The organism is Hydrogenobaculum sp. Y04AAS1 (genome assembly GCF_000020785.1).
Lineage (GTDB): Bacteria > Aquificota > Aquificia > Aquificales > Aquificaceae > Hydrogenobaculum.
This window is the reverse complement of record NC_011126.1, coordinates 216,721-236,303: the sequence shown is the minus strand read 5'-3', so window position 1 is coordinate 236,303 and position 19,583 is coordinate 216,721. Positions and strand designations below refer to the sequence as shown.

General features: G+C 36.7%; 16 protein-coding genes and 4 tRNA genes. 4 read left to right on the top strand and 16 right to left on the bottom strand.

All coding sequences use genetic code 11. The features are described 5' to 3' along the window. Nucleotides 1–27: 27 nt before the first annotated feature. The 14 genes from rpoC to HY04AAS1_RS01265 form a co-directional block, all read right to left on the bottom strand. On the bottom strand, nucleotides 28–4,719 hold the full coding sequence (gene rpoC, locus HY04AAS1_RS01325) for a DNA-directed RNA polymerase subunit beta' (protein ID WP_012513306.1): 4,692 nt from the start codon (nucleotides 4,717–4,719) through the stop codon (nucleotides 28–30). Next, nucleotides 4,719–9,131, bottom strand: a complete 4,413-nt coding sequence (locus tag HY04AAS1_RS01320; protein WP_012513305.1) for a DNA-directed RNA polymerase subunit beta — start codon at nucleotides 9,129–9,131, stop codon at nucleotides 4,719–4,721. Before HY04AAS1_RS01320 ends, rpoC begins: the two co-directional genes overlap by 1 nt. Before the next feature lie 109 nt (nucleotides 9,132–9,240). Next, nucleotides 9,241–9,624 carry a 50S ribosomal protein L7/L12 gene (rplL, locus tag HY04AAS1_RS01315; protein WP_012513304.1) on the bottom strand — a complete coding sequence of 128 codons (384 nt, stop codon included), beginning with the start codon at nucleotides 9,622–9,624 and terminating at the stop codon, nucleotides 9,241–9,243. A gap of 26 nt (nucleotides 9,625–9,650) precedes the next feature. Further along, nucleotides 9,651–10,187, bottom strand: coding sequence for a 50S ribosomal protein L10 (rplJ, locus tag HY04AAS1_RS01310; RefSeq protein ID WP_012513303.1), 537 nt, complete (start codon nucleotides 10,185–10,187; stop codon nucleotides 9,651–9,653). A 13-nt stretch (nucleotides 10,188–10,200) separates the two neighbouring features. Further along, nucleotides 10,201–10,926, bottom strand: a complete 726-nt coding sequence (gene rplA, locus HY04AAS1_RS01305; protein ID WP_012513302.1) for a 50S ribosomal protein L1 — start codon at nucleotides 10,924–10,926, stop codon at nucleotides 10,201–10,203. A gap of 5 nt (nucleotides 10,927–10,931) precedes the next feature. Next, entirely contained in the window at nucleotides 10,932–11,369 is a 438-nt protein-coding gene (rplK, locus tag HY04AAS1_RS01300; protein ID WP_012513301.1) for a 50S ribosomal protein L11, read from the bottom strand. Nucleotides 11,370–11,379: 10 nt separating this feature from the next. Continuing rightward, complete coding sequence (nusG, locus tag HY04AAS1_RS01295) at nucleotides 11,380–12,117, bottom strand: transcription termination/antitermination protein NusG (RefSeq protein WP_012513300.1); 738 nt, start codon at nucleotides 12,115–12,117, stop codon at nucleotides 11,380–11,382. After that, nucleotides 12,114–12,314 carry a preprotein translocase subunit SecE gene (gene secE, locus HY04AAS1_RS01290; RefSeq protein WP_012513299.1) on the bottom strand — a complete coding sequence of 67 codons (201 nt, stop codon included), beginning with the start codon at nucleotides 12,312–12,314 and terminating at the stop codon, nucleotides 12,114–12,116. Before secE ends, nusG begins: the two co-directional genes overlap by 4 nt. Before the next feature lie 27 nt (nucleotides 12,315–12,341). Beyond that, nucleotides 12,342–12,414 (bottom strand) — tRNA-Trp (locus tag HY04AAS1_RS01285). After that, the gene (gene rpmG, locus HY04AAS1_RS08350; protein WP_012513298.1) at nucleotides 12,414–12,563 is read right to left on the bottom strand and encodes a 50S ribosomal protein L33; all 150 of its coding nucleotides are present in this window, start codon (nucleotides 12,561–12,563) and stop codon (nucleotides 12,414–12,416) included. The genes HY04AAS1_RS01285 and rpmG overlap by 1 nt, the downstream gene beginning before the upstream one ends. A gap of 10 nt (nucleotides 12,564–12,573) precedes the next feature. Next, entirely contained in the window at nucleotides 12,574–13,791 is a 1,218-nt protein-coding gene (tuf, locus tag HY04AAS1_RS01280; protein WP_012513297.1) for an elongation factor Tu, read from the bottom strand. Between the two features lie 31 nt (nucleotides 13,792–13,822). Beyond that, a tRNA-Thr gene (locus HY04AAS1_RS01275) sits at nucleotides 13,823–13,895 on the bottom strand. A gap of 22 nt (nucleotides 13,896–13,917) precedes the next feature. Then, nucleotides 13,918–13,989: transfer RNA gene (locus tag HY04AAS1_RS01270), tRNA-Gly, on the bottom strand. 5 nt (nucleotides 13,990–13,994) lie between these two features. Next, nucleotides 13,995–14,081: transfer RNA gene (locus tag HY04AAS1_RS01265), tRNA-Tyr, on the bottom strand. Between the two features lie 137 nt (nucleotides 14,082–14,218). On the opposite strand from HY04AAS1_RS01265, the gene hpt reads away from it, so the two are divergent. The 4 genes from hpt (at nucleotide 14,219) to HY04AAS1_RS01250 (ending at nucleotide 18,033) form a co-directional block, all read left to right on the top strand. After that, nucleotides 14,219–14,722, top strand: a complete 504-nt coding sequence (gene hpt / locus HY04AAS1_RS01260) for a hypoxanthine phosphoribosyltransferase (protein ID WP_012513296.1) — start codon at nucleotides 14,219–14,221, stop codon at nucleotides 14,720–14,722. A 272-nt stretch (nucleotides 14,723–14,994) separates the two neighbouring features. Next, on the top strand, nucleotides 14,995–15,240 hold the full coding sequence (locus tag HY04AAS1_RS08410) for a DNA topoisomerase (protein ID WP_337954098.1): 246 nt from the start codon (nucleotides 14,995–14,997) through the stop codon (nucleotides 15,238–15,240). 2 nt (nucleotides 15,241–15,242) lie between these two features. Continuing rightward, nucleotides 15,243–16,925, top strand: a complete 1,683-nt coding sequence (locus HY04AAS1_RS01255; RefSeq protein ID WP_012513295.1) for a GspE/PulE family protein — start codon at nucleotides 15,243–15,245, stop codon at nucleotides 16,923–16,925. 28 nt (nucleotides 16,926–16,953) lie between these two features. Beyond that, nucleotides 16,954–18,033 (top strand): type IV pilus twitching motility protein PilT, encoded by a 1,080-nt coding sequence (locus HY04AAS1_RS01250; RefSeq protein WP_012513294.1) that lies wholly within the window; start codon nucleotides 16,954–16,956, stop codon nucleotides 18,031–18,033. A gap of 327 nt (nucleotides 18,034–18,360) precedes the next feature. Here the strand turns inward: HY04AAS1_RS01250 and recR are convergent, their stop codons facing one another. Continuing rightward, the gene (recR, locus tag HY04AAS1_RS01245; RefSeq protein WP_012513293.1) at nucleotides 18,361–19,032 is read right to left on the bottom strand and encodes a recombination mediator RecR; all 672 of its coding nucleotides are present in this window, start codon (nucleotides 19,030–19,032) and stop codon (nucleotides 18,361–18,363) included. Beyond that, on the bottom strand, nucleotides 19,022–19,318 hold the full coding sequence (locus HY04AAS1_RS01240; protein ID WP_337954080.1) for a hypothetical protein: 297 nt from the start codon (nucleotides 19,316–19,318) through the stop codon (nucleotides 19,022–19,024). Before HY04AAS1_RS01240 ends, recR begins: the two co-directional genes overlap by 11 nt. Nucleotides 19,319–19,583 lie beyond the last annotated feature (265 nt).

The following is a 19,583-nucleotide window of genomic DNA, read 5'->3' as shown; positions in this document are numbered from 1 at the left end:
CATAAAAGCTCAAAAAAAGCAAGCATTTTAAGTTTGCTTCTTAAACTGGGTGACATGCTCTGCAATCTCTATCTTTACATTTTTGTACTCTTCAAGACCAGTACCGGCAGGTATAAGATTACCAATTATAACATTTTCCTTTATACCTGACAAGTCATCAACTTTTCCTTCGCTAGCAGCTTCTGTCAAAACTCTAGTAGTCTCTTGGAAAGAAGCAGCAGATATCCAGCTTTTAGTAGACAAGGCAGCCTTGGTAATACCCACCAATATAGGCTCTGCTTTTGGTATTTTACCATCTTCTTTCCTAATTCTTTCCACTTCTTTGTTAAACTCTATTACATCAACTTCTTCGTTAGCCACAAACCTACTATCTCCTGGATCTACTATTACTCTTTTCCTTAGCATTTGACGAATTATTATCTCTATATGTTTATCGTTTATATCAACACCTTGAAGCTTATACACCATCTGAACTTCTTTTAACAAGAACTTTTGAAGCTCATCTATACCCTTTATCTTAAGTATCTCTTCAAGAAGCGGAGTTCCATCTGTTAATTGGTCACCAACTTTTACATAATCACCGTCCTTTACTTGTAAAAATTTACCTTTGGGCACAGAATAAACTTTTTCTTGGCCTGTTTGTTTATTGTAAACCACTATCTTACTACCCTTTGCTCTTACTATAGCTTTACCACTAACATCACTAACTATAGTATCTGTAATTTTGGTACCCTCTTTCACTTCTTGACCATGCTTAATCAGAATAAACTCATTTTTTATATCGTACTTCTTAGTGCCTTTTGGCGATATTACCATAACCTCATCTGCATCTTCATATATCTTAACTATACCATCTATCTCAGATATAATAGCGGGGTTTTTAGGCTTCCTAGCTTCAAACAACTCTTCAACCCTTGGAAGACCTCCTACTATGTCTCTAACTTTTGTAGTTTCTTTGGGAATACGCGCTATAATATCCCCTGGATGTACAACAAATTTATCTAAATAATAGTAATTGTGCTGAACATCATTCTTTTCAGCCTCAGAACAAGCTAAACACTTATCCCATATAGTTTTAAGCTTTTCAAACGGTATATTTAATATAGAGTTTACCGGTAAATCATAAGAATACTCATTACCATCTTCAGACTTTATAACTATTCTCGGTGAGTGCAGTTGAGCGTCTTTAGCTCTTAGGAAAGATACAACTATGGCTGTTTTACCGGTAAGAGTATCTTTTTCTTCTCTTACAGTAACATCCACTATAATATCCTTTAAAACAAGCTCTCCACTTGATTCAGCTATTATGTAAGTGTTAAACGGATCCCATTTTGCCACTATGTCACCTTGCTTTACCTCTGAACCATCTTTAAACAAAATCTCTGCAGCATAAGGGACTGTATGCCTTTCTATGGTCCTTCCGTTTGGATCCAATACAAATATTACACCTTCTTGAGATATGTTTATAAGTCCTCCATTTCTATTCTTTAAAAGCCTTAAACCTTGGAATTTTATAATACCACTACTTTCTATAATGAGTTCACTCTGGACCTTTTGAGCTGTAGCAGCACCGCCTATGTGGAATGTTCTCATTGTAAGCTGAGTACCGGGCTCACCTATAGATTGAGCAGCTATAATACCTACAGCCTCTCCAGGAGAAACAAGTTTTCTTTGAGATAAATCCCATCCATAACACATAGAGCATATACCGTTTTCAGATTCGCAGTTTAGTACTGATCTGGCCTTGACCTGCACTACACCAGCTTGCTGTATTCTAGCTGTAAGCTCTTCATCTAAAACATCGTTGGCTTTTGCTATAAGCTCTTTACTGTTTGGATCGTATATGTCCTCAGCTAAAACTCTTCCTATCAACCTTTCTTTCAAAGATATTTTTTCTTCACCACTTTCTACTATTGCTTCTATAACTTCATATTTTTTAGTACCACAATCATATTCGCTAATAACCATATCTTGAGCCACATCTACAAGCCTTCTAGTTAGATAACCAGCAAAAGATGTCTTTAGAGCGGTATCAGCAAGACCTTTTCTAGCACCGTAAGTAGATATGAAGTATTCTAATACAGATAATCCCTCTCTAAAGTTTGAAGTAATTGGCGTTTCTATAAACTCACCGGAGTGCTTTGCCATAAGACCTCTCATACCTGCTAACTGTCTTAACTGGTCTTTGTTACCACGAGCACCTGAGTTTGCCATCATGTAAATAGGGTTGAAAAGACCTGGCAGTTTTTTACCGTTTTCTATTTGTTCAGATTTTTCTATTTCAGAGAACATAGCCTTTGTAACATCTTCTGTGGTTTGTGACCAAATATCTATAGTTTTGTTGTACCTTTCTTTGTTTGTTATTATACCCTTTCTATATTGATCAAGCACTTCGTCCATTTGGTGAAAAGCTTTATCTACAAGACGTTTCTTGGCTTTTGGTATCTTCATATCTTCAATACCTATAGATATTCCAGCCCTTGTAGCCATTTCAAAACCAAATTCCTTGAGTCTATCAAGAGTTTGAGCAGTGATTTCTGAACCATAAATTTTGTGAATATCGGCTATAAGCTTTGATATGCTTTTCTTATCAAGAACTTCATTCACAAATCTATAACCCTTTGGCAATGCCTCATTTATAAGAAGTCTACCTATGTTTGTCTCTACAAAAGTATCCCCTATCTTCACCTTTATAACAGCGTGAATATCTATCTTTTTGTTTTCAAAAGCCAAAAACGCATCTTCTTTAGAGAAGAATACCTTACCCTCGCCTTTAGCACCTTTTACATAATTTGAAGCGTAGAAAAGTCCCAACACCATATCTTGAGAGGGCAACATAATTGGCCTTCCGTTGGCAGGTGAGAGTATGTTTTGGGTTGAAAGTATAAGTATATAAGATTCTAGCTGAGCCTCTATACCAAGAGGCACATGCACAGCCATTTGGTCACCATCAAAGTCTGCGTTAAATGGAGGGCATACCAACGGATGAAGTTGAATTGCCTTGCCTTCCACCAAAACAGGCTCAAAGGCTTGAATAGACATCCTGTGAAGTGTAGGAGCTCTGTTTAGCAATACTGGATGTTGCTTGACAACTTCCTCTAAACATTCCCATACTTCTGGCTGTTTTTGATCTACCATCTTCCTAGCATTTTTTATAGAAGTGGCATAACCTTTTTCCTCAAGTCTTCTATAAACAAAAGGTTTGAACAACTCTAAAGCCATTATCTTTGGCAAACCGCACTGGTGCATCTTTAAAGAAGGGCCTACCACTATGACAGAACGACCAGAGTAATCGACCCTCTTACCCAAAAGGTTTTGTCTAAACCTGCCTTGCTTTCCTTTGAGATAATCTGATAAGCTTTTAAGCGGTCTATTGTGTTGGCTTACTACCTTGCCTCTCTTGCCGTTGTCTATAAGAACATCCACTGATTCTTGGAGCATCCTCTTTTCATTTCTCACTATGATATCTGGGGCATCCAAGTCTATAAGCCTTTTCAAGCGATTGTTTCTATTTATAAGCCTTCTGTAAAGATCGTTTAAATCAGATGTAGCAAACTTGCCCCCATCTAAAGCTACCAGTGGTCTTAACTCTGGAGGTATTACCGGTAAAACTGTTAATATCATCCATTCTGGTCTATTGGAAGATTTCAAAAAGCCTTCTACAAGTTTTAAGGTTTTTACTAAATTTTTAACCCTTGTATCCGAGAAGTCCTTTAAAACTATATTTCTAACATCTTCTTGTATCTTATCAAAAACAGGGATATTTTGATTTTGTCCTCTTACATATTCAAATCTGTACCTTATAGCATCTTTTGAAGTATACCAATCGTCCCCTAAATCCTGATTGGATATTTCACCAGTTTTGATGTTTAAATATATTGACTCACTTACAATACCATGAATCACGTCTTCAATAGACATCTGAACACCGTTAAGCGATGTAGCGATACCTACGCTGTAAAGCTTTACCCTGTCTGCTAAAAACATTATTATCTTTTCGTAAAGCTTTTTATGCTCTAGCTCCATCTTTGGACCCAAATCTTCAAATCCAAAGGTGTAAGGCTTCAAAATTTTCTTTAGTTTAAAAGCAAACGTTTCTAAGTCTAAAATAGATAAAACATATCTTACAAATTCGGCTCCCATCCCACTTTCGTACCTGTTGTCTATACTGTAAGCAAACTCCTTCTCATATTGTTCTTCCGTAACAACGTGCAGTTTTACATGATGAGTAACACCATCTTTTATAACAGGGATAGTATTTTCTGAATTTGAGAAAGTAGCCTCCATGTCAGGAGTTGGATATTCTACCACTAAGTAAGACTCAAAATATATAACCTTTTCTATATCTCTAGCGGACAAACCAAGCAATGCACCTATCTTAGACGGAGAAGATTTTAAAAACCATATATGAGCACAAGGAGTAGCAAGGGTTATATGGCCAAATCGTTCTCTTCTAACGTAAGCTTTCGTTACTTCAACACCGCATCTATCACAAATAGTACCTTCAAATCTCTTACCTTTATATTTTCCACACAAACATTCGTAATCTTTCAAAGGTCCAAATATTTTTGCACAGAAAAGACCTTCCTTTTCGGGTTTCAGAGTGCGGTAATTTAAAGTCTCAGGACGCTTAACCTCTCCATGACTCCAACTAAGTATTTGCTCTGGTGAGGCAAGCAAAAGCTTTATCTTATTAAAAGGTAACAAACCTCTCTTCATCAACGTTCCTCCTCTTTCTTATCCAAATCAACACTATCGCAGCTTTTAGCCTCTCCATTCTCACACACAACGTTTAGTCCCAACGATTTCAATTCTCTTACTAAAACTTTGAAAGATTCTGGTATACCAGGTGAGTAGAAATATTTACCTTTTACTATAGATTCATAAGCTCTATTTCTACCTTCTATATCATCGGATTTCACCGTTAGCATCTCTTGTAACGTATAAGCTGCACCGTGAGCCTCCAACGCCCACACTTCCATTTCACCCAAACGTTGACCACCAAATTGAGCCCTACCTCCAAGAGGCTGCTGCGTTACTAAAGAGTAAGGACCAGTGGAACGAGCATGTATCTTATCTTCTACCATATGTATCAACTTCAACATATGCATATAACCTGTGGTAACTCTAAAATCAAAAGGCTCACCAGTCCTACCGTCGTACAACACAAATTTACCATCCTCTGGCAAACCAGCTTCTTTGAGTAGCGTTTTCAAGTCATCTTCGCTACAACCTTCAAAAGCTGGAGTAGCTATAGGAATGCCGTTTTGAGCAACAAAACTCACAACGTTTTTAAACTCTTCATCGGATAAGCTTTTTAGCATGTTCTTGATGAAATTTTTATTCTCGTTGTTCTTATCACCTATGGCGTAAATACTAGCTATATACTCCGTTATTTCGTCTCTATTAAAATATTCGTCTATCATCTCTTGAACTTTCTTACCTATGTATTTTGAAGCCATTCCAAGATGCGTTTCCAAAATTTGACCAACGTTCATACGAGATGGCACACCAAGAGGGTTCAACACTACGTCTACGGGAGTACCATCTGGTAAAAATGGCATATCTTCGACTGGAAGCACTACAGATATAACACCTTTGTTCCCGTGTCTACCAGCCATTTTATCCCCTACCCTTATTTTACGCTTTTGAGCTATGTAGACTTTTACCATCGTTATCACACCGCTTGGTAAATCGCTTTGTTTTCCAACATTTTCTATCTTTTCTTCGTATATCTTATCTATAACCTTACGTTGAGCTTGAGCTTTATCTCTTATTTCTTCTATCTTCTTTATAAGCTTCTTATCGGAGAAAAAGTTTTCTGGCTTCGTTATAACAAAATTGGCTATGTTGTCAAAAAGAGCTTCATCTATTACAGTGCCCTCTTCGTAAGTCTTTTTAGCCAACTTTATAGGTTTGTTTATAACCTTACCAATGACAAGGTCTTTTACTATCTCGTTACGCTTTTCTATAACTAGGTTAAGCATGAACTCTTTCTCTTTCTTTATGCGGTTTTTCTCTTCTTGCTCTACATGCTCTACTAGAGGGTTTTTCTTGCTTTCGCTTAACTTTCTGGTAAACACCTGCACATCTACCACAACACCTTCAATACCCGGTGGGCATCTTAGAGAGGAGTCTTTAACATCTCTAGTCTTTTCACCAAAGATAGCTTGTAAGAGTTTTTGCTCTGGAGTTAACTGAGTTTCTCCAATGGGAGTAACCTTACCCACCAATATATCGCCTGGTTTTACATATGTACCAACCTTAACTATACCGTACTCATCAAGATAAGCCAACGCTTTTTCTGATACCCCAGGCACTTGTCTAGTTATCTCTTCATCACCTATCTTTGTTTCCCTGGCTTCTGCCTTAAGTTCTTCTATATGAACAGAAGTAAGCACATCTTCTTTCACCAATCTTTCCGATATTACTATAGCATCCTCAAAGTTATAACCACGCCACGGCATAAAACAAACAAGCAAATCTTTTCCAAGAGCCAACTCACCCATAAAGGTAGATTGACCATCTGCTATACAATCGCCCTTCTTTATCTTTTGACCTTTATATACTATTGGTCTTTGATTTACAGATGTGTTTTGGTTTGTTTTTGTAAATTTTAAAAGCTTATAAACATCTATACCCATATCAAGAGGGTCTTTTTCATTTATCTCATTCGGATTTACCCTTATAACAATACGATTTGAATCTACCTCTTCTACCACACCACCTCTTTTGGCTAAAATGGCAGCACCACTATCTATAGCCACTTTTGATTCCATTCCTGTACCTATCAAAGGAGCTTGTGTAAATATAAGAGGTACTGCCTGTCTTTGCATGTTGGAACCCATCAAAGCTCTATTTGCATCGTCATGTTCTAGAAACGGAATCAGAGAAGCCGATACCGATATTATTTGCCTTGGAGAAACGTCTATATAGTTTACGTCGGATGGTTTTACAATCTGAATATCATTTTTATAACGAGCTATTAACCTATCGCCCAATATCTTACCTTTTTGATCTGTAGGGGTGCTTTGCGCTATTACAAAGTTTTCTTCTTCATAAGCAGCTAAAAACTCTATTTGATCTGTCACAATACCGTTCTCAACTTTCCTATAAGGAGTTACCAAGAACCCGTACTCGTTGGTTTGAGCGTAAGTGGTCATAGAAGTCACAAGACCTATATTCTGACCTTCAGGGGTCTCTATAGGGCAAAGTCTACCGTAGTGAGAAGGATGAACGTCTCTTATTTCAAATTTAGCACTCTCTCTGGTTAAACCACCAGGTCCCAAAGCAGATAATCTTCTTCTATGCGTTAAGGAAGATAAAGGGTTTGAATTATCAAGATATTGAGAAAGTTGACCACCTTTTAAAAATTCAAACATAGAAGATACAAGATATCTAGAGTTTACCAAGTCTTGAGCTTTTATCGTAGGATCTTCTGGGTTTATCGTAGCAACTTTATCCCTAAAGGATTTCAACATTCTAGCTATGCCTATGCGAGCTTGGTTTTCTAAGAGCTCGCCTATCGGTCTTACTCTTCTGTTGCCGAGGTGAGCAATATCATCTTTCTTTTCCTTACCAAACCTTACCTTTAACAAATATTTAATTGCATTTACCAGATCTTTATGATTTAAGAACCTTGCTTCTAAGCCAGTATAATCCCTTACCTCTATAGTTTTATGAGATTTTAAGATATACTCAAAAATATCCTTTGTTAAGATGGTGCCTTCTTTGTAGTTATCATAATCTTTAGCCAACTCTAAAACCGGAAGCTCATCAAAAATTTCCAAGTCTTTTTCTGTAAGCTCTCTTTTGTGTATATAGATTTTGGCGTTTATTTTAACCCTACCTACTTTAGACAGATCAAATCTTGCGATATCCTGGAAGTAAGCTTCAAAGTAGGCTCTAGAGCGCTGTATGATATCAGCCATTTCCTGAACGAGACCTTCCATAGATCTAAGCTTTACATATATATCTCTTAATCCTATGTCTCTTAAAGTAAATTGAGAATTGGTTCTTACCAAGCTCTTACCATGCTGATCCTTTGCTTTTGTATCGTTTATGAGAGTTTCAAGAATTATCTTTCCATAAAAGCTTTTGGTGGTTTTCTCTGATTGGACTGCGGTCAATAGCTCTATCTTTACTCTTTCGTCTTTTATTAACCTATTTAGTACATTTAAATCTTCAATATACCTTTCTTCTATAAACTCCTCTTCTTTCTCAGTGCCTTCTATCTTGGCGGTATATCTTAAAACCGCAAAAAGATAATGAGATTCCAAGTCCTCCGGTTTATATACTTCTCCAGTATTTTTATCGATTATAAGACCATCTTTCACATTAAAAGCCTTAACATCTTCATAAAACTGAGACAATATATCGTAAGCGGTTTCCAAACCAAAAGCCCTCAATATCGAAATGGCACTTATACGCTTTTTATCTATTCTTGCAGATATTATATCTGAATTAGTAGACAATTCAAACTCTATACGAGAACCTTTGTCTGGATGTATGCTAGCTGTAAAAATTGTTCTTGATACAGTACCTTCTTTTTGCCTATCTTCCTTATCAGAATAGAATATACCCGGTGATCTTATAAGCTGGTTCACAACGACTCTTTCACTTCCATTTATAACAAAAGTGCCTATAGGTGTCATCATTGGCATTTCGCCAAAGTATATTTTCTTTGGTGTATCTACAAACTCCCCTGATTTTGTCTTCTTTCTAAGTCTTAACATTATCCTTATAGGAGCACTATAGGTTATTCCTTTTTCTTTACATTCTTCGGGCGTATATTTTTCTTTATAAGAAAGAATTGTTTTACATTTTGGACATTCCGTATCAGCACCAGCTAAAAAATCCGTTTCCGGTTTATATCCGCACTTGTTACATTCCCAATTTCCAATCTCATATCCTATATATTCCACAGTAATATTTTTATTGGTATCTTGAAAAGGAAATGAAGTTCTAAGTATATACTCAAGACCCTGTTCCTTCCTTTTGGTCGGGGGCACGTTAAATTGAATAAAATTTTCGAAAGATTCTGTGGGGACCTTAACTAAAAATGGTAAATCTAAAAGCTCACTACGTCTACCAAAAAATTTCCTTGGTATAGCATGCTTTAATTTAAGCATAACTTCACCACCTTATTAAAATTTTTAAACATATTGAAAAAAGCAAAATGCACCCCTAACATGGGGTGCATCACCTTCTTTTAATAAAACCCTTAAAGTTGCCAAAGCTTTATTTTACTTCTACTTTTGCACCAGCTTCTTCTAGCTTTTTCTTTATATTTTCCGCTTCTTCTTTAGATACACCTTGCTTAATTGGTTTTGGAGCTCCGTCCACTAAGTCTTTAGCCTCTTTAAGACCTAAACCCGTTAGCTCTCTAACAACCTTTATAACGTTGAGTTTGTTAGCTCCAGCATCTTGTAATATCACATCAAACTCGGTCTTTTCCTCAGCTGCTGGTGATGCTGCAGCTCCTCCGGCTGCTGGTGATGCTGCTACCATAGCGGCCGCCGAAACACCAAATTTTTCCTCGAGCTTTTTCACAAGCTCTGCAACTTCCAACACTGTCATGCCGCTTATAGCGTCCACAATTTCATCGATTGTAAGTGTAGCCATCTCTACAAACCTCCAAAAAAAATTTTTTAAGAATTCTTAGTTTCTACAGCTTTTAAAGTAAGTACAAGCTTTTGGGGAACAGCTTTTAACGCCATTATAAAGCCAACCACAGGGGCCTGCAATACACCCATAAGCTTAGATACAAGCACTTCCATACTTGGTAAATTGGCAAGAGCTTCAATATCTTTAGGCGTAAGGTATTTATTGCCTAGCATACCAGCTTTTACAAATCTGAGCGGGTTATCTTTGTCAATGCTTTTACATGTATCAAAAACAATCTTGGCAGTTTTAGCCAGGTCTTTGTATGAAAAGATAACAGCCGTTGGTCCCACAAAGATTTCTCTGTGATCATGTATTATCGTATTCTCAAAAGCCCTAAAAAATAGCGTAGTCCTACCCACCAACATCTCAGAATCTACAGATTTAAGCTCTCTTCTTAGAGAAGTAGCCACATCCGCAGGTAATCCGTTGAAGTTGAAAAACAATACAAAATTGCTTTTGGTAAGCTTTTTCTTATAACCTTCTACCGTTTCTATCTTCTTCTGAAGCGTCTCTTTGTTCATAACTTCACCTCACTTAAGCTACAGCTTCTTGCAATTGTTTTAGCGTTGTTTGTATATCAAGTTCAACAGAAGGGCTCATCGTTAAAGATATAGCTATATTCTTCACATATTGGCCCTTGGCACCTGGAGGCTTTGCTCTTACCACAGCATCTATAGCCGCATAAGCATTTTTCATAATATCTTCTGGTTTAAAGCTTATTTTACCTATAGGCATATGAATATTACCGGTTTTATCTACTTTGAACTCTACTCTACCCTTTTTAGCTTCTTCTACAGCTGCTTTTACGTTAGGTGTCACGGTACCGGTTTTTGGGTTTGGCATTAGGCCTCTTGGTCCAAGCACTTTACCAAGCTTACCAACCTTTGGCATTATCTCTGGTGTAGCTATCACTACATCAAAATCTACCCAAGACTCTTTAAGGATTTTATTTATTATATCATCGCCACCAGCATAATCGGCCCCAGCGTTTTGGGCTTCTTTTATAGCATCACCTTCAGCCAAAACCAACACCTTTAGCTCTCTTCCAAGCCCGGCCGGTAACACTAAAGACCCTCTAACCATTTGGTCGGCATACTTAGGATCTACACCCAACTTCATAGCAAGTTCAACAGTTTCATCAAACTTATGCTTTAAGATGTCTTCCATTTTTTTAAGAATCTCTACCGCTTCAGGCAAAGCATAAGTTTTACCTGGCATTACAAGCTTAGAAGCCTCTATATACTTCTTTCCTCTTCTCATAACACTTACCCCTTATAACCTTCTATTTCTATGCCCATGCTTCTGGCAGTACCGGCTATCGTTCTCATAACAGCATCTAGATCTTGAGTGTTCATATCTTTAGCTTTTAATTGAGCTATCTCTTTTAACTGATTTAAGGTAATCTTACCAGCCTTTTGACGTTTTGGATCAGATGAGCCCTTTTGGACCTTTGCCGCCTTCTTCAACAAGAAAGAAGTAGGCGGTGTTTTCATTATAAACGTAAAACTTCTATCAGCATATATACTAATCACAACCGGCACAATAGTACCGGGTTCCATATCTTTTGAAGCAGCGTTAAACTGCTTCACAAACTCCATTATATTTATACCATGCTGACCTAAAGCAGGCCCAACAGGAGGAGCCGGTGTCGCTTGCCCCGCTGGAAGCATCAATTCAACTGTAGCTGTTAACTTTTTAGCCATATGCTACTCCTTATATCTTTTCTACCTGTGAAAAATCAAGCTCCACAGGTGTTAACCTTCCAAATATGCTAATAAGCACATTTAACTTTTCTCTTTCTAAGTTCACTTCTTCTATAGTACCGGTAAAACTCATAAAAGGACCTTCTATAATTCTAACCTGCTCACCTTTTTCAAATACCGCTTTTTTGGTTTTGAATCCTCTCTGAGCATGTGCCAATATTTTATTTACTTCTTCCTCTTTCAAAGGGGCTATTTTGCCACCCACCAAGACCGGCTTGTAAACGTGCGGTGCCTTTTCTATTGCTCTTAAAAGCCTGTCGTCCATATGAGCTTTTAACAATATATACCCTGGAAACATTTTATTATCCAAAACTATTTTTGCTTCAGTTTTATTGTCCTTGCAAGTAATTTTTTGCCCCGGTTTAGATATTTCTCCAGCCCTTATACAGTCATGGTTACAGTCTTCATCATCTTCCGATGGCACAACCTTTACAGTGCCTTCTTCTATTCTAAATACAGTTACGCATTTTTTACCCAAAACACTTATATCCCTGTTGTTTCCTCTTAAAGATAATCTATATTTTTCTTTCCCTAGGGCTTTTATAACTACTTTTTCCTCTGCAGGCAACACTATATCTTCTACCAGATCGTTTATCTTGTCAAGTTCTATAACCTTCATAAGAGATTCTTTAGCGGTGGTCTCCTTTCCGGCTTCAACCTGCAGAGCATACCACTTCATATCAGTCATAAACTACCACCCCAAATACCAAATATAAACGACAAAATCTTCGTAAAACTCAAATCTACAATCCATAAATAAATTCCAAAAAATAAGGAAAATATTATAACACTAACCGTCGCCCTTATGACGAGTTTTTTATCAGGCCAAGATACCTTGCGTAACTCTTGCTTTACTTCTTTTAAAAAATTTAAAATTTTATCCATCTAAAATCCCAAAACTCATCGTAAGAGCGGGGCACGGAGGAGTCGAACCCCCAACCGCGGAATTTGGAGTCCCGCGCTCTGCCAATTGAGCTAGTGCCCCTATTTTACCTCTCTATGAACTACGTGCTTGTTACACCAAGGACAATGCTTCCTTATTTCAACCCTTTGGGGATGTTTTTGCCTGTTTTTAGTGATAGAATAATTTCTTCTCTTGCATTCAGTACAGGCCAACGTAATAATTTCTCTCATACTTTCTTCCTCACTCTATAATCTTGGTGACAACACCAGCACCAACTGTTCTACCACCTTCTCTTATGGCAAATCTAAGGCCTTCTTCCATAGCTACTGGATGTATTAGCTCTACTTCAAACTCTACGTTATCACCAGGCATTACCATCTCTTGACCTTCTGGAAGCTTTACCACTGTACCAGTTACGTCAGCGGTTCTTATGTAGAATTGTGGTCTGTAGTTTAGGAAGAATGGAGTGTGTCTACCACCTTCTTCTTTTGACAATACGTAAACTTGAGCTTTGAACTTTTTATGTGGAGTTATAGAACCTGGCTTTGCTAAGACTTGACCTCTTTCTACTTGGTCTTTACCTACACCTCTTAATAACACACCTACGTTGTCACCGGGTAATGCTTCGTCAAGGATTTTTCTAAACATTTCCACAGATGTGGCTGTAGTTTTTAGGGATTCTTCTTTTAGACCTACTATTTCCACTTCTTCGCCTGGTTTTAGCACACCTCTTTCTACTCTACCTGTGACAACTGTACCTCTACCAGATATGGTAAAGACATCTTCTATTGGCATTAGGAATGGCTTATCAGTTTCTCTTTGAGGAGATGGTATATAGTCATCTAAGGCTTTCATAAGGTCTACTATTGCATTGCACCATTTGTCTGGTTTGCCTTTGTCTAGTTCTTCTAGTGCTCCTAAAGCAGAACCTCTTATAATTGGCACATCATCACCCGGAAATTCGTACTTGTTTAGCAGGTCTCTTACTTCTAACTCTACTAGATCTAATAGCTCTGGGTCATCTACCATATCGCATTTGTTCATAAATACCACTATGTAAGGGACGTTAACTTGTCTTGCTAGCAAAACGTGTTCTCTGGTTTGGGGCATTGGACCATCTGCTGCTGATACAACAAGTATTGCACCGTCCATTTGAGCGGCACCTGTAATCATGTTCTTTATGTAGTCTGCGTGTCCGGGACAGTCAACGTGAGCGTAGTGTCTTTTTGGTGTTTCGTATTCAACGTGAGTTATGTTGATGGTAATACCTCTTTCTTTTTCTTCAGGTGCTTTGTCTATTTCTTCATAACGGTAGCATTTTGCCTTACCGCCTGATAATACACCAGCACCTAACACACAGGTGATAGCAGATGTTAAGGTAGATTTACCATGGTCAACGTGACCTATGGTACCTACGTTGATGTGCTCTTTCTCTCTAACAAACTTTTCCTTTGCCATAAAACGCTAAACCCCCAAAAAAATTTTCAAAAGCCCTAGACCGGACTTGAACCGGCGACCTCACCCTTACCAAGGGTGTGCTCTACCGACTGAGCTACCAGGGCTAAAAACAAAACTAAAAACAAAAGCGGACGACGGGACTCGAACCCGCAGCCTGCTGCTTGGAAGGCAGCTGCTCTACCATTGAGCTACATCCGCTAAAATGGTGGAGAGAGCAGGATTCGAACCTGCGAAGGGCGAAGCCCGAGGGATTTACAGTCCCTTGCCGTTGGCCGCTTGGCTATCTCTCCTACTTACTAAATGTTATATTATAACATTTCTTCAAAAAAAATTCAAGTTTTGTAGCTTTTAAAGGCCACAAAAATGTAGCCTTAAATTATAGCACAAATTATGGTAAAATGTTAAATATTGGAGAATAGGCTAGAAGATGAAAGTAAGACCTATTATAAACAGCTTTGATTTACAAAAAAGAGTCATAGAATTATCAAAAACTATAGAAAAAGACTACGAAGAAGTTTATATATTGGGGCTTTTAAACGGTTCATTTATGTTTGTAAGTGATTTATCAAGACATATACAAAAAAATGTGTTTGTTGATTTTATGAAAGTAAGCTCATACGTAGGAGATAAATCTTCAAATCTTAATATCCTTTGCGATATTAGTTTTGATATAAAGGATAAAGATGTAATCTTGGTAGATGATATATTAGACACGGGCAAAACACTAAGTAAAGTAAAGGAGCTAATATTATCAAAACATCCGAAAAGCCTTAAGATATGCGTGCTCCTTGATAAGCCCTCTAGAAGAGAGGTTAGTATAAAGGCAGATTACGTAGGTTTTGAAATAGAAGATAAGTTTGTTGTAGGATACGGCCTTGACTACAACGGCTTTGGAAGAAACTTCAGCTTTATAGCTCAGATAGAAATATAGATGATATAGGCTATATTTAAAAACCTATGCCCAAACTGTGGAGGTGATATATCCTCTTATAGAGTTGCAAAAGGTCTACCTTGCGAAAAATGTCTAAAAGAAGAAAACGTATGCGATGTATTGAAAGAGGGTTTTTAAAAGAGTAGTGCGATATAGAAAAAGAGTTAAACTTATGGGAAGAGTATTTCTACAAAAAAAATGCCATTATACACAAGAAGAACTCGTTAAAGAAATGAAAGAAAAAGGAATAGGAAGACCAATCCACATACTCTATCATAGTTTCTAGGCTTTTAGAAAGAAAGTATCTAATAGAGAAAAGATCAAAGCTTATATCTACTAAACTCGGCATAGAAGTATATAACTTTCTAAAGCAAAACAAAGAGCTTTCTTATTTGGTATCTGAAGAATTTACCAGAGAACTAGAACACAAAATGGATATAATAAGCGAGAAAGGAGAAGATTATAAAGAGGTGCTAAAAACACTGTATAACTATCTTAAATTTATTTATAATTTATAAATATGCCGGATACAGAAAGGAATTTAAGGTTTTTAAGATTTTTGCGAAACGAAGGACTCATAGATGACAATACATTAAAAGAATTAAAAGATCTAGATATAGACATAGTAAGCTATCTTGTAGAAACTAAAAAAATAACTGAGCAAGATCTTCTTAACGCATATTCAAAAATGTTTAAATTTGTAGATAGATACGGTAGCATAGTAAACATAGATAAAATAGATAAAAATCTTTTAAACTTATTTCCTCAAGATTTTATAGTAAAAAATAAAATAATACCCATTTCTATGTCTGACAATAATATTATTGTAGCTACATATATGCCGTACATAGATGAAAATCAAATAAAGTACATTACCAAAAAAACAAATGTAATAATCTGGTACGCGGCACCGTCACACATAAAAAGTGTAATAGATAATATCTTTCATAGTTCTGGATCTATAGACTTAAGCACAGAAGAGGTATATATAGAAGTAAACCAAGAATACGATATCAATATAGAAAAGTTGGTAGAACAATCAAGCGAAAGTGCAATCGTGAAATTGGCTGACTCCATACTTTATAGAGCTGTAAAAGATGGTGCTTCTGATATACATATAGAGCCTCAGGAAAAAGAAATTGTTCTAAGATTTAGAATAGATGGAATGCTGAAAAAAATAGACACTTACCCAACAAATATAAAAGAACCACTAGTATCTAGGTTTAAAATATTGGCAAACCTCGATATATCGGAAAGAAGAAAGCCTCAAGACGGGACAATAAAAGTAAGAATATCAAATAAAAAAGTTCAGCTTAGAATATCGACACTTCCTACAATATTCGGTGAAAAAATAGTAATGAGAGTGCAGTTTCCTGATGAGTTTTCAGCTTTAAAATTAGAAACGCTTGGATTTGAAGAAGATGAAGTGGAAAAACTAAAACAAACTTACAGCAAACCTTATGGGATAATACTAGTGGTAGGACCCACAGGTAGCGGGAAAACTACAACCCTTTATTCAATACTTCAAGACTTAAACAAAGAAGATGTAAATATAGTAACTGCCGAAGACCCGGTAGAAATAAATATACCAGGGCTTAATCAAGTCCAAATAGATGAAAAAGTAGGAAGGACTTTCGAATCGGTTTTAAGGTCATTTTTAAGGCAAGACCCAGATATTATGCTTGTAGGTGAAATAAGAGATGCTATAACGGCTGAAATAGCGATAAAATCATCTCTTACTGGGCACTTAGTCCTATCAACGCTACATGTAAACGATGCGCCAAGTACGGTAGCAAGGCTTATAGACATGGGGATAGAACCGTTTCTCATATCATCTTCACTTTTGGCAGTATCCGCTCAAAGGCTTGTTAGAAAGTTGTGTCCATATTGCAAAATACCATATGAACCCACAAAGGAAAAAAGAGAATATTACGGCATTACCACCAATACAATATATAAAGCAAGCAAGCAAGGCTGTGAACATTGCAACTATTTAGGTTATAAAGGAAGAACTGTAATAGCAGAACTCATGTTTGTAGATAATGAAATAAGAGAGGCTATAAATCAAAAGAAAACCACAGAAGAGATAAGAGAAATAGCTATTAAAAAAGGTATGAAGACATTGTTTCAGTCTGGTATAATAAAAGTAAACAAAGGAATTACATCTTTAGAAGAAGTGTTAAGAGTATCTATACAAGATTAAGATAATTTCAAACATTAAGGAGGAACTTATGCAACTTGATATAGGGACGTTAACAGAAATACTGGTAAAAAACAAAGGAAGTGATATTCACATAGTGGCAGGCTCTAAACCTGCTATAAGAGCAGATGGCAAAATAAAGTTTTTAGAAGAATACAATACATTAACACCTGAAGATACACAGCATTTAGCCTACGGCATTATGCTTGAGAAATATAAAAAAGTATTTGAAGAGAAAAATGCAGTAGATTTTTCTATCGGAGTACACGGTTTAGGCAGATTTCGCGTAAATGTATTTAGACAAAGAGACTCTGTAAGTATGGTTTTAAGATACTTAACCAGCGAGATAAAAGATATTACAAAATTAGGGTTGGACACAAAGGTCTTAGAACTTACCAAAAGGAGTATGGGACTTATTCTAGTAACAGGTCCAACAGGTAGCGGTAAATCCACGACCTTAGCATCGATGATACAGTATATACTTGATAATGAGCCTGTACATGTTATAACAGTGGAAGATCCGATAGAATATCTTTTTAAACATAGTAAAGGTATTGTAAACCAGCGCGAGTTAGGACAAGATGTACCAAGTTTTTCCGATGCTTTAAGAAGCGCTTTAAGAGAAGACCCAGATGTAATACTAGTAGGTGAAATGAGAGATAGAGAAACTATAGAAATGGCTTTAAGAGCAGCTGAAACAGGGCACTTGGTATTTGGAACACTTCATACAAATACCGCTATATCCACTATAAATAGAATTGTAGATGTATTTAGTGCAGAAGAAAAGGATCAAATAAGGACACAGCTCTCTATCTCTTTGCAAGGTATTATATCTCAAAGGCTTTTACCCAAAATAAACGGTGGTAGAGTGTTAGCTTACGAGCTTTTAATACCAAACACAGGTATAAGGAATTTGATAAAAGAAAATAAGCTACCACAAGCTTACGCTTTGATGCAATCAGGTCAAGCTCAAACAGGTATGCAAACCATGAATCAACACTTAAGAAAACTATACGGTATGGGGCTTATAACAAAAGAAGATGCTCTAAAATACAGTCCAGATCCAAAAGAATTGGCAAGGTTAATGGGTGTAGCTTATGAAGAGATGTAGAGCGGTAGCGCCCGCATTTTACTATTGCGTGGCATACTTGTCGTAGCAAGATGAAAGAACAGGCATATACGATGTAAGAAATGCCCATCGGCACACTAGAGCGCTATCAGCGCGTTTCAAAGCTAAAGAACAGACAAAGCCGCTCAAAACTATGAAAAATGCTAAAGCACACTAGAGCGCTATCAGCGTGTTTCGGATCTAATGAACATGCAAAGACACTCAAAAGCTCAGAGAAATGCCTTTGGCACACTAGAGCGCTATCAGCGCGTTTCGGATCTAATGAACATGCAAAGACACTCAAAAGCTCAGAGAAATGCCTTTGGCACACTATTCCCTTTTTTCTATGCTCTCTTCCAAAGATAGATCGTCCACATACTCTATAAGCGTACCAAACTGGATAGCGGTGGCTATGCGTGTTATCTTCGGTGTAGTAGACCGTGGTAGACTTGTGGTGCGTGGCATACTTGTGGTGCGTGGCATACTTGTAGCAGATTTATTGTTTAAGCTTTTTATTATTTTTATAAGATAGTTAGCTGTAGCCTCACCCTCCGGGTTTGGATTTGTGGCTATTATTATCTCCTTCGGATTGTATTTTCTTATTCTTTCTTTTAAAAGCTCTATACTCAAATCTTCTGGTGCTATACCCTCCAGTGGACTTATACGACCACCTAAAATATGATAAACACCTTTAAAACGCTCCAATTTTTCTATCTTGTAAGCATCTTGAGACTCTTCTACTACAGCTATATACTTTTTACTTCTTTTTGGATTAGAGCATATAGCACAAACTTCTTGATCTGTAAGTATGTTGCACTCTTTACATGTAGTTATAGAAAAAAGATTTTCTAAGCTTTTTACGATATCTTCTTTTTTGATTTTATCAAGCTTTAAAAAGCCGTATACAAACCTTGAAGCGTTTTTTTCACCATAGCCAGGTATATGTTTTATGTTTTCCAAAGCTTTTAGAAGATTTCTTGGTATAAAATCCTCAAAGGCCAAAAGGGATACTCCCTAACAATCTATCTTTCATAGCTTTAGTAAGATTCTCTTTTACCATATCCTGGTATTCTTCTATTAGGCTTTTAAGATCATCCTTAAATTCTGCTATAGGTTTTGAAGACACATCTTCTGATATACTAAAATCCTTTATATTGCCAAGACCGTCAAACTTTATGGTAATACCAGCTCGCTCTAACATATGCTCTTTAGAAGCAAGTTCAGTTTTTAGCTTTTCATACTCTAGCTCTAAGCTCTTAAGCTGTTTCATCATACTTATTATATCCATAGGTAAAGATTATATCACAAAAATTTATAAAATTTGCATAATACTTGGCTATAATAATACATAGGAGGTATATTCTTTATGGAAGAATTTAGCTTTTGGGCTTTTGTAATAGCGCCTATATTTATACCCATAGTATTTGGACTTATATACGTATTTACGAAAATGGAATGATATATATAAAAGCTTTGGTAGCCATATTGGTAATAATGTTTTTATTGGGAGGATTTTTTATCTTTAGCCTATATAAGGAAAAATAGTTTATCAT